The following is a 14,713-nucleotide window of genomic DNA, read 5'->3' as shown; positions in this document are numbered from 1 at the left end:
TCCTGTCCGGCCGAATGCTAGCCCCTGCCCCTGCCCGAAAGGGCAAAGGTGAAGACAAGGGCGACGACCAGAACCACGCCCTTGACGAAATCCTGCGTGTAGTAGGGCGCGTTCATCATCGTCAGGCCTTGCAGCAAGATGCCGACGAACAGCGCGCCGATGGCGGTGCCGAAGGCGTTCGGCTTGGCGGCGCCGAGCACCGCGTAGCCGATCAGCGCCGCGGCAACCGCATCGAGCAGCAGATTATTACCCGAGGCGATGTCGCCGCGTCCAAGCCGGGCGGCGAGCAAAATGCCCCCGATCGAGGCAAAAACTCCTGAAATAACGTAGGCCCAGATCTTGTATGCCTTGACAGGCGCGCCGGCGAGTTCGGCGGCGCGCTCATTGGAGCCGACCGCATACATCATACGACCGAAGCGGGTGTATTCGAGGAAGAACCAGATCAACACCGCCAGCACCAGAAGCACGACGACCGACACCGGAATGAGGTTTGGGATGAAGAAATCGAAGCGGTGGCGGCCGAGCGCCAGGAAGGCATCGGAGAATTTGCCGTTGGCGACCGAGCCGTCGGGCATGGTCATGCCCGTGGCGATCGAGCGGCCCTCGGTCGGGATGCGCTGCAGGCCGACCAGCAGGAACATCATGCCGAGCGTCGCCAAGAGGTCCGGCACGCGCATGTAGACGATCAGCCAGCCATTGATCAGGCCGACAAGGGCGCCGATCAACAGGCAGACGATGACCGCCACGACGGCGTTCTGTTCCAGTACCACCATGACATAGGCCGCCGCCATCATGGCCGAGGTCGCGACCGAGCCGATCGACAGGTCGAAGCCGCCGACCACCAGGGTGGCGGTAACGCCGAGCGCCAGCACGCCGGTGATGGCGACCGACTGGAAGATGAAGACGGCACTTTGCGGCGAGACGAACCCGTCGGCGGCGATCGCGAAATAGGCGACCAATCCGAACAGCAGCACGATGAACCCATAGCGGATGGCATAGTCGCGCAGCGTCATTCGGCGCACCCCAGCGCCGCTGCCGTTTTTACCCAACTCCAACCCATGGTCTCTCCATTCCAATCCATTCACCGCCACCCTCAGGCAGCGCTGTGCAGCGGTCCGCCGGCGACCTCGGCCAAAAGGCGGTCGAGGTCGACATCGGCATTGCGGTGTTCGCCGACGATCGTATGCTCCGACATCACCAGGATGCGATCGGCCGTCTCCAGCGCTTCGTCGAGTTCGGTGACGAACAAGAGCGTGGCACGGCCATTGGTGCTTGCCCTCAGCTTGGCGGCGATGTCGCGCCTTGCCGAAATGTCGACGCCTTGGAACGGCTCATCGAGGATGAACAGCGCGGCATTCTGCGCCATCCAGCGGGCGACCATCACCTTTTGCTGGTTGCCGCCGGACAGCGCCGACATCTCGTCCTTCTCCGAGCGGCAGACGATGCCGAGTTGCTCGATCTGCCGGCGCGCGGTGGCGCGTTCGAGGCGGCGTTTGAGCACGCTGAAATTCGACATACGCTTCAGGAAAGGCAGGCTGACATTGCGCTCGATGTTGAAGCCACCGATGATGCCGCTGCTGGCGCGATCCTTGGCGACGAGAAACACGCCGGCGGCGATCGCGTCGCCCGCCGAGCGCGGCGCGTAAGGCTTGCCGTTCATCGTCATGGTGCCGGCGAGCGGCCGGCGCACACCGAACAACGTTTCGGCAAGAGCGGTCTTGCCGACGCCAACGAGGCCGGTGATGGCGACGACCTCGCCATCGCCAAGCGTCAGCGAGATCGGCCGGGCACCCTGCGCGATGCGCAGCCCCTCGATGGCCAGGACCGCCCTGGCCGAACTCCTGGCGACGATCTGGTCGAGATGGATCTTGCGGCCGAGCATGGCGTTGACCGCGCCTTCATAGTCGAGCGGCTTGGTGTCGAAGGCGCCCGAGACGACACCATCGCGCATCGAGACGATGCGGTCGGCGAGCCGCCTGATATCCGACATGCGGTGCGAGATATAGAGGATCGCCACGCCTTGCTCGCGCAGCCGGTCGACTAGCGCGAACAGCCTGTCGGCTTCGGCACTGGAGAGCGATGAGGTCGGCTCATCGAGGATCAGCACTTTCGGCTGGTGCGCCAGCGCTCGGGCAATCGCCACCATCTGGCGGTCGGCCAGCGACAGATCGCTGACGCGTGCCTTGAGATCGATGGCCAACCCCATGCGATCGGCGACCGCCTTGGCTTCGCGGCGCACGCGGACGGGGTTGAACAGGGTCGGCACGCCTTTGCCGCTCAGCCTGTCGAGCGTGAGATTGGTGGCGACATCGAGGTCGGCGACAACACCGTCATTGATGTTCTGGTGCACGGTGACGACGCCGGCGCGGATCGCTTCCGCCGGCGTGTTCGGTGCGAAGTCCTGGCCGGCGAGCGTCATGGTGCCGCCGCCACGCTCGTAGACGCCGCTGACGATCTTGACGAGGGTGGATTTGCCGGCGCCGTTGGCGCCCATCAGCACGGTCACTTCACCGGCATGAAGGTCCAGCGCGATGCCGCCAAGCACCTCGTTGCGGCCAAAGGATTTCCTCAGTCCCTCTACGCGGAACACGGCATTGCCGACCATGCGTTCCTCCCTGACGACGACGCTATGGTCAATATCGGCAATTGTCAACACGATTGACAATTGCCAGACAGCTTCCTAGCTTGGCCCCGCCGCCAAGGCTCCTTTATGATCGGAGCACACAGGCGGGAGGGACGAGGATGACTGGGAAATTGCCGTTCGAAGCATTGTCGGTGGAGACGCTCGCAACACGTCTCGGCACGAACGAAGCGCTGTGCGCGAAGATCGGCGGGGACGCCAGCGCCTGGAAAGTCCGCGAAGTCGGGGACGGCAATCTGAACCTGGTGTTCATCGTCGAAGGCGCCAGTGGCGGCGCCATCGTCAAGCAGGCCCTGCCCTATGTCCGCCTCGTCGGTGACAGCTGGCCGCTGCCCCTGAAGCGCTCCTTCTTCGAGTATCACGCGTTGACCCGGCAAGAGGCGCGTGCGCCGGGCTCGGTGCCGGCGATCTATTACTTCGACGAGACCCAGGCGCTGATCATCATGGAATATCTGTCGCCGCACATCATCCTGCGGCGGGCGCTGATCGAGGGCCGGCAGTTGCCGAACATTGCCCGGGATATCGGCCTGTTCATGGCCCGCACCCTGTTCCGCGGTTCCGACCTGTCGATGGCGACCAAAGAGCGCAAGGCCGACCTGGCGCTGTTCGCGGACAATGTCGAACTCTGCGACATCACCGAGAATCTCGTATTCTCAGACCCCTATTTCGACGCCAAGATGAACCGCCACACCAGCCCGCAGCTCGACGCGTTGGTTGCCGAGTTGCGGGCCGACCGCGACCTCAAGGTCGAGGCACAGCGGCTGAAGCATATCTTTGCCGCCAATGCCGAGACGCTTCTACATGGCGACCTGCATTCCGGCTCGATCATGGTCACCGACCAGGAAACGCGGATGATCGATCCGGAGTTCGCCTTCTACGGTCCGATGGCCTTCGATGTCGGCATGCTGCTCGCCAATTTCTGGATGTCCTTCTTCTCGCAACGCGGACATGAGCAGAAAGGCAAGCGCGATGCCATGCGCGCCTATCTGCTCGATGTCGTCGTCGAGACCTGGGCGGTGTTTCGCGCCGAGTTCTCGCATCTGTGGCGCACCGAGCGCACCGGCATGCTCTACCAGAAGACCCTGTTCGAGGATCAGGGCGACATACTCGCCGCCGAGCAGGCGCTCGACCATGTGCTGCACCAGATCTGGACCGATTTGCTCGGTTTTGCCGGCATCGAGGTGCACAGACGCATCCTCGGCCTCGCCCACAATGCCGACTTCGAGACCATTGCCGATGAAGACCTACGCGCCAGTTGTGAGGCGAAGGCGCTGAAATTCGGCCGCCACATCGCCGTCAACCGGCACCAGATTCACAGCATTGACGAGGTCAACAACCTGGCCGCGCTGATCGAACAGGAGAACAGCATTTGAACGTCGGCGACCGCCACTATCGGACCATCTGGCTCAGCGGCGACGGCCGCTCGGTGGAGATCATCGACCAGCGCTGGCTGCCGCATGAATTCCGCATCGAGAAGCTCGGCACGGTCGCCGGCGTCGCCACCGCGATCCGCGACATGTGGGTGCGCGGCGCACCGCTGATCGGAGTCACCGCGGCCTATGGCGTCGCCATGCAGATGACGGATGACGCATCCGACGAAGCGCTCGATGCCGTCTGGGAAACACTGCACGAGACACGACCGACGGCGATCAACCTGCGCTGGGCGCTGGACGAGATGCGGCGTTTCCTGCGGCCGTTGCCGCCAGAAAAACGCGCCACGGCCGCCTACCGGCGCGCCAGTGAAATCGCCGACGAGGACGTTGGGCTGAACCGCGCCATTGGCAAGAACGGCCTTGAAATCATCAAGGCGATCGCGGCGCGCAAACAGCCGGGCGAGACGGTCAATATCCTCACCCACTGCAATGCCGGCTGGCTGGCGACCGTCGACTACGGCACAGCCACTTCACCCATCTATCTCGCCGTCGAGGCCGGCATTCCAGTCCATGTCTATGTCGATGAAACACGCCCACGCAACCAGGGTGCCCAACTGACCGCCTGGGAGATGGCCGGCCACGGCGTGCCGCACACGCTGATCGTCGACAATGCCGGCGGCCATCTGATGCAGCGCGGCGCGATCGACATGGTCATCGTCGGCACCGACCGCACGACTGCCGATGGCGATGTCTGCAACAAGATCGGCACCTATCTGAAGGCGCTCGCCGCCGCCGACAATGACGTGCCGTTCTACGTCGCGCTGCCCTCTCCCACCATCGATTGGACAGTGGGCGACGGCCTCGCTGAAATCCCGATCGAGGAGCGCTCGGGCGACGAGGTGTCGCTGGTCTGGGGCAAAACCGCCAAGGGCGAGATCGCCCAGGTGCGTGTGTCGCCCGAAGCGACGCCGGCAAGGAACCCCGCCTTCGACGTGACGCCGGCACGACTGGTGACCGGACTGATCACCGAGCGCGGCATCGCCAAGGCCTCGCGCGAAGGGCTGAGGGCGATGTTCCCCGAGCGGGGATAATCGGTTGCGCGAAGGCGCGCGTTCAGAACCAAACGTTCACGGTCCGGGCCGTGCCGCCTGGCGATCTCCAGCACGCTGACAAAGTGCGGTGAGCACCGCGGGCCGCCGCGAATAATGGCATCCATGGGCGTGTTTTGGCGGCCGGGGACCATGACGCAGGCACTCCAATCGCGGGCAGGCTAATAAGGCACGTTGATCTTCAGCGGATCGACAAGCGCCGTCGCCACCTGTTCGCCAGCCTGCACGTCCCCATCATCACCACACATACAGACCGGCGGTCTGCCGTCGGGCGCGCGGGACATCGTCCAGGATATCGTTGCTCTCCTCGATCTGGCGATGCCGGGCTGGAAAGTGCCGTCGCGACGGGCCGCCTTCTACAGCACGCGACGGCGACGCGGTGAAATCCGATCCGGACGCCCGAGGCGGTCCGCCCGGAATGACAGACGGATGATGATTTCCTCTTGCCAAAACGTGGTAGAGTGATCATACCAGTATATAAGGCAACGATCGGCTAAGCCATCGTTCAAGACCAGGGAGCAAGGGCTAGATGACGACGATCGCGCTGTTCGGTGCCGGCGGCAAAATGGGATACCGCCTTTCGACCAATTTCCGCGGCTCGCCCTACACGATCCGCCATGTCGAGGTCAGCGAGGCTGGGCGTGAGCGGCTGAAGACCGAACTGGGCTTCGATACGGTCAGCGCCGACGAGGCGCTGAAAGGCGCCGACGTGGTGATCCTGGCCGTGCCGGACACTCATATCGGCAAGGTCGCGGCCGGCATCGAGAGCAAGCTTGCGCCGGGCACGATGGTGATCGTGCTCGATGCCGCAGCACCCTTCGCCGGCCATTTGCCCGATCGTCCCGACCTGACCTACTTCGTCACCCATCCCTGCCATCCGCCGATCTTCAACGACGAGACCGACATGGCGGCCAAGAAGGACTATTTCGGCGGCGTCAAGGCAAAGCAGCACATGGTCAGCGCGCTGATGCAGGGACCGGAAGCCGACTATTCCAAGGGCGAGGCCATCGCCAAGATCATCTGGGCGCCGGTGATGCGCTCGCACCGCGTTTCCGTCGAACAGATGGCGCTGCTCGAGCCAGGCCTTTCGGAAACCGTGTGCGCCTCGCTGCTGGTCGTCATGAAGGAAGCGGTCGACGAGGTCGTGGCGCGCGGCGTCGACCAGCAGGCGGCGCTCGATTTCCTGCTTGGCCACATGAACGTGCTCGGCGCCGTCATCTTCGGTGAGACCCAGGGCGTGTTCTCCGATGCATGCAATAAGGCGATCGAGTTCGGCAAGCCGGTGCTGATGCGCGACGACTGGAAGCGCGTCTTCGAGCCGGAAGAGATCGCGGCCAGCATCCAGCGGATTACCTGAACGAGTCATCAGGTACATATCACCTGAATTTGTGGTTGACTCATCATACCAGTTGGCTAAATTGTTGCTGGCTCGGATCGGGCACGCTTCGCTGGGAGTTCGAGCCGGGACGAGTGGAGGATGGCGGGGAACGGGAGCGCGGATCGGCTCTGAAGAAGCCGATCGACGGCTTGAGCCGAAGTGGTCCGCATTCTCCGCGGCCTGACGAATTCAGATGCAGTCGCCTCGACGACCGAGGCACAGATTTTTCAAAGGGAGGACTTCATGAAACTGACACGCAGAATGACGCTTGCCGCCTTCGCAGGTGTGCTGGCAATCGGCACGGCGATGCCCGCCTACGCGGCCGCCCTCATCGCCATCATCACCCCATCGCACGACAATCCGTTCTTCAAGGCGGAAGCCGTCGGCGCCGAAGCCAAGGCCAAGGAACTCGGCTACGAGGCGCTGGTGCTGGTGCATGACGACGACGCCAACAAGCAGTCCCAACTGATCGACACCGCGATCGGCCGCGGCGCCAAGGCGATCATCCTCGACAATGCCGGTGCCGACGCGACCGTCGCCGCTGTGCAGAAGGCCAAGGACGCCGGCATTCCCTCCTTCCTGATCGACCGCGAGATCAACGCCACCGGCGTCGCCGTGGCGCAGATCGTCTCTAACAATTACCAGGGCGCGCAGCTCGGCGCGCAGGAGTTCGTCAAGCTAATGGGCGAGAAGGGCAATTTCGTCGAGCTGGTCGGCAAGGAATCCGACACCAATGCCGGCATCCGCTCCAAGGGCTATCATGATGTCATCGACGACTATCCGGACCTGAAGATGGTCGCGCAGCAGTCGGCCAACTGGAGCCAGACCGAGGCCTATTCCAAGATGGAATCGATCCTCCAGGCCAATCCCGACATCAAGGGCGTCATCTCCGGCAACGACACGATGGCGATGGGCGCCTATGCGGCGCTCGCGGCCGCGAACCGCAAGGATGTCATCGTCGTCGGCTTCGACGGTTCGAACGACGTGCGCGATTCCATCACCTCCGGCGGCATCAAGGCGACCGTGCTGCAGCCGGCCTACGCCCAGGCGCAGATGGCGGTCGAACAGGCCAGCGACTTCATCAAGAACAAGAAGTCGCCCGAGAAGGAAAAGCAGTTGATGGACTGCGTGCTCATCAACGGCGACAATGCCGCCAAGCTCGAAACCTTCGCGCTGAAGAACTGAGCCGGCGCGCTATAATTGCGAGGGGCGGACCCAGGTTCGCCCCTCGCCTCCATTCACGTTCCGGGTGCTTTTGATCGCCATGCCGAAGACATTGACCTGGCTAACTCTCGCCGCGCTCGCTGGCCTTGGCCTGAGCGGCTGCAAGATCCTGCCGACGCCAATGGCGCGGAGCGAAAATAGTGCGCCTGCCTTCAACCCAGACAAGATGGTCGAGGACATCTGGGCCTCGAAGGTCATCCCCTATCTCGTCCAGAAGGCCGGACCGTTGGCCGAAGTCCAGGCGCTGGCGAAAACCGATCCGGCGGCGGCCGGCGCCAAATACGGCAATCCCAGGAAGCAGACGAATTCGCCATGGACCTTCGCGGTCCGAGTCGAGGGCAAGATCATCGCTGCCAACACGCAGTCGCGGGCGGGCACGATGGATATCGACGTGGACGGCGACGGCAAGGCCGATGCGCGCGTCCAGATCGGGCCGGCCATGCGCGGCACGGCGTTGCGGGACAGCCTCGATTTCGTCCAGTTCAACGACTTCACCAACCAGATCGACTTCGCCCAGTTCGGGAAGGCCTTCAACGCCTATGCCGACAAGACCGTGCTGTCCAAACTGCCGCGCGAGGCACTTGAGGGCCGGACCGCCAAGGTGCTCGGCGCCTATACGATCGAAGGCGGCCAGGACCTGCCCCTTGTGACGCCGGCGGAGGCCGAGATCGGGCCGAGGCCATGAGCCCCGCTCACGACGTCATCCTGAAGCTGGAGGACGTCTCGAAGGTCTATGCCGGCACTGTCGCGGTCAAGCAGGCGAACTTCGAGGTGCGCAAGGGTGCCGTCAACGTGCTGGTCGGTGAAAACGGCGCCGGCAAGTCGACGCTGATGAAGATCATCGCCGGCGTCGAGCAGCCGACCGCCGGCCGCATCCTGCTCGAAGGCGAAGAGGTTTCCTTCTCCTCGTCGGGAGATGCGGTGGCGCGCGGCATCGGCATGGTGTTCCAGGAGCTGAACCTGTTCGGCAACATGACCGTCGCAGAGAATATCTTCGCCACCCGCGAGATCAGCAACCGGCTGGGCAAGATCGACAGCAAGGCGCAGGAAAAGCGGGCGGGCGAACTCCTCGACCGGCTCGAGGCCGGCATCCGGCCCGACATGCTGGTCGAGGATTTGCGCATCGGCCAGCAGCAGCTGGTCGAGATCGCCAAGGCGGTTTCGCTCGACGCCAAGATCCTGATCATGGACGAGCCGACCTCGGCGCTGAGCGCGGCTGAAGTCGAAATCCTGTTCAAAGTGATCGCCGACCTCAAGGCGCGCGGCGTCGCCATCGTCTACATCTCGCACCGCCTGGAAGAACTTGTCCGCATCGGCGACACCGTTACCGTGCTGCGCGACGGCCGTATCACCGGCCAGGAGGAGATGAGGAACGTCGACACGCAGTGGATCGTGCGGCAGATGATCGGCTCGGACGCCAAGGATTTCGCCAAAGCCGACGGCCATCAGCCCGGCGCGGAAATCTTCCGCGCCGAGGAGATCTGCCTGCCGCGCGTGACTGGCGGGCTGGCGGTCGACCATGTCTCGCTGGCGCTGCGCGCCGGCGAGATCCTTGGCATATATGGGTTGATGGGCGCCGGGCGCAGCGAGTTGTTCGACTGCATCATGGGCCGTCACGGCCATGCCAGCGGCAAGATCTTCATCGCCGGCAAGCAAGTGAAGGAGCGCGACACGACGCGCCGCATCCAGCGCGGGCTGGCATTGATACCGGAGGACCGTCAGCGCGAGGGGCTGGTGTCGATCCTCTCGGTCGCCAGCAATCTGACGCTGGCGAGCCTGTCGCGCTTCGTACGCCTGTTCCATATCCGGGGCGGCGCCGAGCGGCAGGCCGTTGTGCAGATGGTGCGGGAACTGGCGATCAAGGTCGCCGATCCGGCGCAGGAAGTCTCGTCGCTGTCGGGCGGCAACCAGCAGAAGGTGGTGATTGGCAAGGCGCTGCTCACCGGACCGAAGGTGCTTTTGATGGACGAACCCAGCCGCGGCATCGATGTCGGCGCCAAGGCCGACGTCTTCCGCACCATGCGCAAGCTGTCGCGCGATGGTCTCGGCATCCTGTTCGCCACCTCCGATCTCGACGAGGTGATGGCGCTGTCCGACCGCATCGCGGTGATGAGCAATGGCAGACTGACCGGCATGTTCGACCGCGCCGAGGCGACGGAAGCAGCGATCGTCGCGGCATCGGCGCTGGGCCACGGACCCACCGCACAACTTGCCCCCGCACATGGAGAGCAACGCTGATGACTGACATTCCGGCCAAGGCGGCCGCTCCTTCCGCCTCCAGCGGCTCCGCGTTGCTGACGCTGATGAAGCTTCGGACCTTCATCGCGCTGATCGCGGTGCTGGTGTTCTTCTCGATCGCCGCGCCGAACTTCCTGTCGGCGGCGAACCTGATCCTAATGGCCAAGCATGTCGCGCTCAACGCCTTCCTCGCCATGGGCATGACCTTCGTCATCATCACCGGCGGCATCGACCTTTCGGTCGGCTCGATCGTCGGCCTGTGCGGCATGGTGGCCGGCTATCTCGTGCTGAACGGCATCGACCTGCAGATCGGCTACACCGTCTATTTCAACGTCTTCGAGATCATCCTGATCACGCTTCTGGTCGGCATAACGATCGGCGCCGTCAACGGCCTGCTGATCACCAGGCTCAACGTCGCGCCCTTCATCGCCACGCTGGGCGTGCTCTATGTGGCGCGCGGTTTCGCGCTGCTGTCCTCCGACGGCCGCACCTTTCCCAACCTGGTCGGCAAGCCGGAATTGGGCACCACCGGCTTCGGCTTCCTCGGCGCTGGCCGGCTCCTCGGCCTGCCGGTGTCGATCTGGATCCTGGTCGTGGCGGCGCTGGGGGCCGCCTACCTCGCCCGCTACACCCCGCTCGGTCGCCACATCTTCGCCGTCGGCGGCAATGAGCGCGCAGCCCGGATCTCGGGCGTGCGCGTCAACATGGTCAAGATGTTCGTCTACATGTTTTCCGGCTTCTGCGCCGCGATCGTCGGCCTGATCATCTCGTCGGAGCTGATGGCTTCGCACCCGGCGACGGGCGAGAGCTTCGAACTGAACGCGATCGCGGCAGCGGTGCTCGGCGGCACCTCCATGTCTGGCGGCCGCGGCACGATCGGCGGCACCATCGTCGGCGCCTTCGTCATCGGCATCCTGTCGGACGGGCTGGTGATGATGGGGGTGAGCTCGTTTTGGCAAATGGTGATCAAGGGCCTCGTCATCATCGTCGCCGTCGTCGTCGACCAGGCGCAGCGCCGGCTTCAGCAGCGTGTTACCCTGATGCAGATGGCAAAGGCGGGCTGATCATGGCGGAGTTGCGAGGAGCGCTGATCGGCTGCGGCTTCTTCGCCGTCAACCAGATGCATGCCTGGCGCGACATCGAGGGCGCCTCGATCGTCGCCATCTGCGACCGCGATCCGGAACGGCTGCGCATCGTCGGCGATCAGTTCGGCGTAGCGCGGCGCTATGCGGACGCGGCGGCGATGTTCGCGGCCGAAAAGCTCGACTTCGTAGACATCGCCACCACCGTGGGCAGCCATCGGCCGCTGGTCGAGATGGCGGCCGAGAACCGCGTCCCTGTCATCTGCCAGAAACCCTTCGCGCCGACGCTCGCTGATGCCAAGGCGATGGTGAAGGCCTGCACGGACGCCGGCGTGCCGCTGATGGTGCATGAGAATTTTCGCTGGCAGTCGCCGATCCAGGCGGTGCGCGCCGTGCTCGACAGCGGCGAGATCGGCACGCCGTTCTTCGGACGCATCTCCTTCCGCTCCGGCTATGACGTGTTTTCCGGCCAGCCTTATCTGGCGACGGGCAAACGCTTCATCATTGAGGATCTCGGCATCCACATCCTCGACATCGCCCGTTTCCTGCTCGGCGACGTGACGAGCCTGACCGCGCGGACCACACGCATCAATCCCAAGATCGCCGGCGAGGATGTCGCGACGATGCTCATGGACCACGCCGGCGGCGCGACGTCCGTGGTCGATTGCAGCTATGCCACCAGGCTTGCCACCGAGCCGTTCCCGGAAACACTGGTCGAACTCGACGGCAGCGACGGCACGATCCGGCTGGCGCAGGGCTACCAGCTTACCGTCACCGGCAAGAACGGCACCACGGTCAAGGACGTCTCGCCGCCGCTGCTGCCCTGGGCCTCGCGGCCATGGCACAACATCCAGGAAAGCGTGCTGGCGATCCAGAAGCACTGGGTCGACAGCCTCGTATCCGGCAAGGAGCCGGCAACCTCGGGAGCCGACAATCTGAGGACGTTCGCCCTCGTCGAAGCAGCCTATGCCGGCGCCGAAAGCCGCGCGCCGGTGCAGATCGACGACCTGCTGAAATGACGGCCGACGCTTTCCATCTCTACGGCACCGGGACGGCCGAAGCGGCGCCTATCCTGCTGCAGGCCGGCGCGCTCAGCGCGGAGCTGGTCAACGGCAACCTGCGCACCATCCGCCATGGCGGCACCGAAGTGCTGCGCGCCATCGCCTATGTGGTGCGCGACCGTGACTGGGGCACCTATGAGCCTGTCCTGGAGGACCTGACCATCGACCAGACGGATGACCGTTTCTCCGTCAGCTACGCGGCAAGCTGCCTCGCCCCGGGCGGCGGCCGGCTCGGCTTCCACGCCACGATCGAAGGCACCGCCGACGGCAGGCTGGTCTTCGATGTGACCGCATTGCCGGAGAGCGATTTCGAGACCAACCGATGCGGCTTCTGCATCCTGCATCCGATCGCCGGCCTCGCCGGCAGCGCGGTGACGGTGGAGCACACCGACGGCAGCGTGGAAGAGACGGAACTGCCCGATCTGATCGACCCGTGGCAGCCGTTCAAGGATTTGCGCGCCATCACGCATCAGGTGCGGCCCGGCGTCGTCGCGCAATGCCGGATGGAAGGCGACACATTCGAGATGGAAGACCAGCGCAACTGGTCTGATGCCTCCTACAAGACCTATGTGCGGCCGCTGGCGCTGCCATGGCCCTATGTGCTGCCGGCCAGGCAATCCCTTCGTCAGACCATCAGCCTGAGCATCGCAGGCGACGCCAATCTGCCCGCCTCGGCCGTGCCGGCCGAGCCGGTCCGCGTCGAGCTTGGGCAAGCCGGCGCGAAGCTGCCTGACATCGGCGTCGTCATCTATCCCGAGGATGTGGAGGCGGCACTTGCCGATTTACCGCTGCTGGGAAGGCTCGGTCCCCGGCAGCTGATTTTCCATTTCGATCCGACGCGCGGCCACGGTCTCGACGCGCTGCGCGCCCATGCCCGACTCGCCGCCGCCTATCCCGCTTCGACGACGCTGGAATGCGTGGCCGCCTGCACCGGCGACCTCGACGCCGAACTTTCCGACGTCGCCAATATGGTGCGCCAGGTAGGCCTGCGGGTCGACGCCATCGCGGTATCGCCCGCGGTCGACCGCCAGTCGACGCCGCCGGGCAGCCCCTGGCCGGCATGTCCGCCGCTGGAGGACGTCTATGCCGCGGCGCGCCGCGCCTTTCCCGATATTCGCCTCGGCGGCGGCATGTTCAGTTATTTCACCGAACTCAACCGCAAGCGCGTTCCGGCCGGGCTGCTCGATTTCGTCACGCACTGCACCTGCCCGCTCGTGCATGCCGCCGACGATCTCAGCGTCATGCAATCGCTGGAGGCGCTGCCCTTCATCACGCGGTCCACCCGGGCGATCTTCGGCGCAAAACCATACCGGATCGGCCCGTCGACGATCGCCATGCGCCAAAACCCCTATGGCGGCGCGACCAAGGACAATCCGCGGGGCCAGCGCGTCGCGATGGCCAACAGCGATCCGCGCCACAACGGCCAGTTCGCCGCCGCGTGGACGATCGGCTATGCCGCGCGCGTCGCGCCTGCGGGACTGGAGATGCTGACACTGTCCAGCTTCGCCGGACCGTTCGGCGTGGTTGCCGGATCAGGCGAACCCGTCGCGCAAGGAACGCAGCGGCCGATCCTCCGGGCCATCGAAGGGCTTTGTGAGTTGGCTGGACTGACGCATGTTTCCGCTACGACCAGTGACGAGACGCGAGTTCTGGCGCTGGCCGGCCGCGCTGCCTCCAGGGAAACCATCGTCTGGCTGGCGAACCTGACGGCGAATAATGTCCCGATCGATGTTTCGACGCTTGGCCAGGACCATCTCGTGATGTCGCCCTACGCCATTATGCGTGTCGGCTAGAGCGTCACTTCTCGGAATTCATCACATAGAGAGCACGCGAGCGTTCGAGGTGTTTGATCATCGCCTTCTCGGCACCGTCGGCATCCCTGTGCTCTATGCGGTCGATGATCTCTTCATGCTCCGTTAGCGTGTATTTTTCCTTGCCGGTCCAGATCAGCATTTCGGTGTGGTATTCCTTCAGCCAGCCCAGCGTGGCTTCGCTGACGGCGACATAGATCGGATTGCCTGAAATGGACGCGATCTGGGTGTGGAACTTCATATCGGCGGAGATGAAAGCTTCGGAATCGCCGCGCGCGGCGCGCTGCTCGGCCACGGTTGCCTTCAGCAGTTGCACATCCTGCGATGTGGCTTTTTCCGCGGCTTCCCTGACCATGCCGCGCTCGAAGAAGATGCGCGCGGTCTTCAAGTGCTCCAGCGTGTCCCTGGACGAGGACAGGATGATCTTGGCCGCGCCGTCGACCTGCTTGATGATCGACTTGGCGGTCAGTTGCAGCACCTTGGCGCGCTCGCCATGCGAGATGGCGACCAGCCCCATATTGCTCAGCGCCTGCATGGCTTCACGGATCGCCGGCCGGCCGACCTCGAAGCGCTCCATCAACTCGCGCTCGGACGGCATGTCGTCGCCGGGCTGCAGTTCGCCGCTGGTGATCAGCCGCTTCAGCCTTGCAAAGACTTCGTCGGAAAGTTTGCGCCGGACGATCGGCTCCGAACGGTTCATCGTGACGAATCACTCCCTGGCTCGGTTCTTGTTTAGCATTCCCGGCAGGATTACCGGAATGCCCGCACCTGGAGCGGGGACGCTCCAGCTTTTACG

Annotated in this window: 12 protein-coding genes; 9 read left to right on the top strand and 3 right to left on the bottom strand. The window is 64.3% G+C overall.

Annotation, left to right across the window (positions count from 1 at the left end):
* Positions 1 to 17 precede the first annotated feature (17 nt).
* Both EN824_RS17515 and EN824_RS17510 read right to left on the bottom strand, forming a co-directional pair.
* Positions 18 to 1,013, bottom strand: a complete 996-nt coding sequence (locus EN824_RS17515) for an ABC transporter permease (RefSeq protein WP_127277593.1) — start codon at positions 1,011 to 1,013, stop codon at positions 18 to 20.
* Between the two features lie 80 nt (positions 1,014 to 1,093).
* A complete protein-coding gene (locus tag EN824_RS17510; protein ID WP_127870671.1) occupies positions 1,094 to 2,605 on the bottom strand; it encodes a sugar ABC transporter ATP-binding protein in 1,512 nt (503 codons plus the stop codon).
* Between the two features lie 137 nt (positions 2,606 to 2,742).
* Between EN824_RS17510 and mtnK the strand changes: the two genes are divergently transcribed.
* The 9 genes from mtnK (at position 2,743) to EN824_RS17465 (ending at position 13,899) form a co-directional block, all read left to right on the top strand.
* On the top strand, positions 2,743 to 4,014 hold the full coding sequence (gene mtnK, locus EN824_RS17505) for an S-methyl-5-thioribose kinase (RefSeq protein WP_127870636.1): 1,272 nt from the start codon (positions 2,743 to 2,745) through the stop codon (positions 4,012 to 4,014).
* Positions 4,011 to 5,105, top strand: coding sequence for an S-methyl-5-thioribose-1-phosphate isomerase (gene mtnA, locus EN824_RS17500; RefSeq protein ID WP_127277213.1), 1,095 nt, complete (start codon positions 4,011 to 4,013; stop codon positions 5,103 to 5,105). The genes mtnK and mtnA overlap by 4 nt, the downstream gene beginning before the upstream one ends.
* A 547-nt stretch (positions 5,106 to 5,652) precedes the next feature.
* Entirely contained in the window at positions 5,653 to 6,480 is an 828-nt protein-coding gene (locus EN824_RS17495; RefSeq protein WP_135932567.1) for a phosphogluconate dehydrogenase C-terminal domain-containing protein, read from the top strand.
* 264 nt (positions 6,481 to 6,744) lie between these two features.
* A complete protein-coding gene (locus EN824_RS17490) occupies positions 6,745 to 7,686 on the top strand; it encodes a D-ribose ABC transporter substrate-binding protein (RefSeq protein WP_135932566.1) in 942 nt (313 codons plus the stop codon).
* 79 nt (positions 7,687 to 7,765) lie between these two features.
* Entirely contained in the window at positions 7,766 to 8,410 is a 645-nt protein-coding gene (locus tag EN824_RS17485; protein ID WP_135921221.1) for a DUF2291 family protein, read from the top strand.
* The gene (locus EN824_RS17480; RefSeq protein WP_135921223.1) at positions 8,407 to 9,963 is read left to right on the top strand and encodes a sugar ABC transporter ATP-binding protein; all 1,557 of its coding nucleotides are present in this window, start codon (positions 8,407 to 8,409) and stop codon (positions 9,961 to 9,963) included. Before EN824_RS17485 ends, EN824_RS17480 begins: the two co-directional genes overlap by 4 nt.
* Positions 9,963 to 11,027, top strand: coding sequence for an ABC transporter permease (locus EN824_RS17475; RefSeq protein WP_127277225.1), 1,065 nt, complete (start codon positions 9,963 to 9,965; stop codon positions 11,025 to 11,027). Before EN824_RS17480 ends, EN824_RS17475 begins: the two co-directional genes overlap by 1 nt.
* Before the next feature lie 2 nt (positions 11,028 to 11,029).
* The gene (locus EN824_RS17470; protein WP_127870633.1) at positions 11,030 to 12,064 is read left to right on the top strand and encodes a Gfo/Idh/MocA family oxidoreductase; all 1,035 of its coding nucleotides are present in this window, start codon (positions 11,030 to 11,032) and stop codon (positions 12,062 to 12,064) included.
* Entirely contained in the window at positions 12,061 to 13,899 is a 1,839-nt protein-coding gene (locus EN824_RS17465) for a hypothetical protein (protein WP_135932565.1), read from the top strand. The genes EN824_RS17470 and EN824_RS17465 overlap by 4 nt, the downstream gene beginning before the upstream one ends.
* A gap of 4 nt (positions 13,900 to 13,903) precedes the next feature.
* Here the strand turns inward: EN824_RS17465 and EN824_RS17460 are convergent, their stop codons facing one another.
* Positions 13,904 to 14,617 carry a transcriptional regulator NanR gene (locus EN824_RS17460; protein ID WP_127277231.1) on the bottom strand — a complete coding sequence of 238 codons (714 nt, stop codon included), beginning with the start codon at positions 14,615 to 14,617 and terminating at the stop codon, positions 13,904 to 13,906.
* Between the last annotated feature and the right edge of the window lie 96 nt (positions 14,618 to 14,713).

Source organism: Mesorhizobium sp. M8A.F.Ca.ET.181.01.1.1, assembly GCF_004792025.1.
GTDB lineage: Bacteria > Pseudomonadota > Alphaproteobacteria > Rhizobiales > Rhizobiaceae > Mesorhizobium.
Note: the sequence above shows the minus strand (reverse complement) of the source record. Positions and strands in the feature narration are given on the sequence as shown.

Bases quoted from the DNA above. Each gene is read 5' to 3' on its own strand.
- EN824_RS17515 (WP_127277593.1), bottom strand. From the start codon at position 1,013: ATGACGCTGCGCGACTATGCCATCCGCTATGGGTTCATCGTGCTGCTG.
- EN824_RS17510 (WP_127870671.1), bottom strand. From the start codon at position 2,605: ATGGTCGGCAATGCCGTGTTCCGCGTAGAGGGACTGAGGAAATCCTTT.
- mtnK (WP_127870636.1), top strand. From the start codon at position 2,743: ATGACTGGGAAATTGCCGTTCGAAGCATTGTCGGTGGAGACGCTCGCA.
- EN824_RS17495 (WP_135932567.1), top strand. From the start codon at position 5,653: ATGACGACGATCGCGCTGTTCGGTGCCGGCGGCAAAATGGGATACCGC.
- EN824_RS17490 (WP_135932566.1), top strand. From the start codon at position 6,745: ATGAAACTGACACGCAGAATGACGCTTGCCGCCTTCGCAGGTGTGCTG.
- EN824_RS17485 (WP_135921221.1), top strand. From the start codon at position 7,766: ATGCCGAAGACATTGACCTGGCTAACTCTCGCCGCGCTCGCTGGCCTT.
- EN824_RS17480 (WP_135921223.1), top strand. From the start codon at position 8,407: ATGAGCCCCGCTCACGACGTCATCCTGAAGCTGGAGGACGTCTCGAAG.
- EN824_RS17475 (WP_127277225.1), top strand. From the start codon at position 9,963: ATGACTGACATTCCGGCCAAGGCGGCCGCTCCTTCCGCCTCCAGCGGC.
- EN824_RS17470 (WP_127870633.1), top strand. From the start codon at position 11,030: ATGGCGGAGTTGCGAGGAGCGCTGATCGGCTGCGGCTTCTTCGCCGTC.
- EN824_RS17465 (WP_135932565.1), top strand. From the start codon at position 12,061: ATGACGGCCGACGCTTTCCATCTCTACGGCACCGGGACGGCCGAAGCG.
- EN824_RS17460 (WP_127277231.1), bottom strand. From the start codon at position 14,617: ATGAACCGTTCGGAGCCGATCGTCCGGCGCAAACTTTCCGACGAAGTC.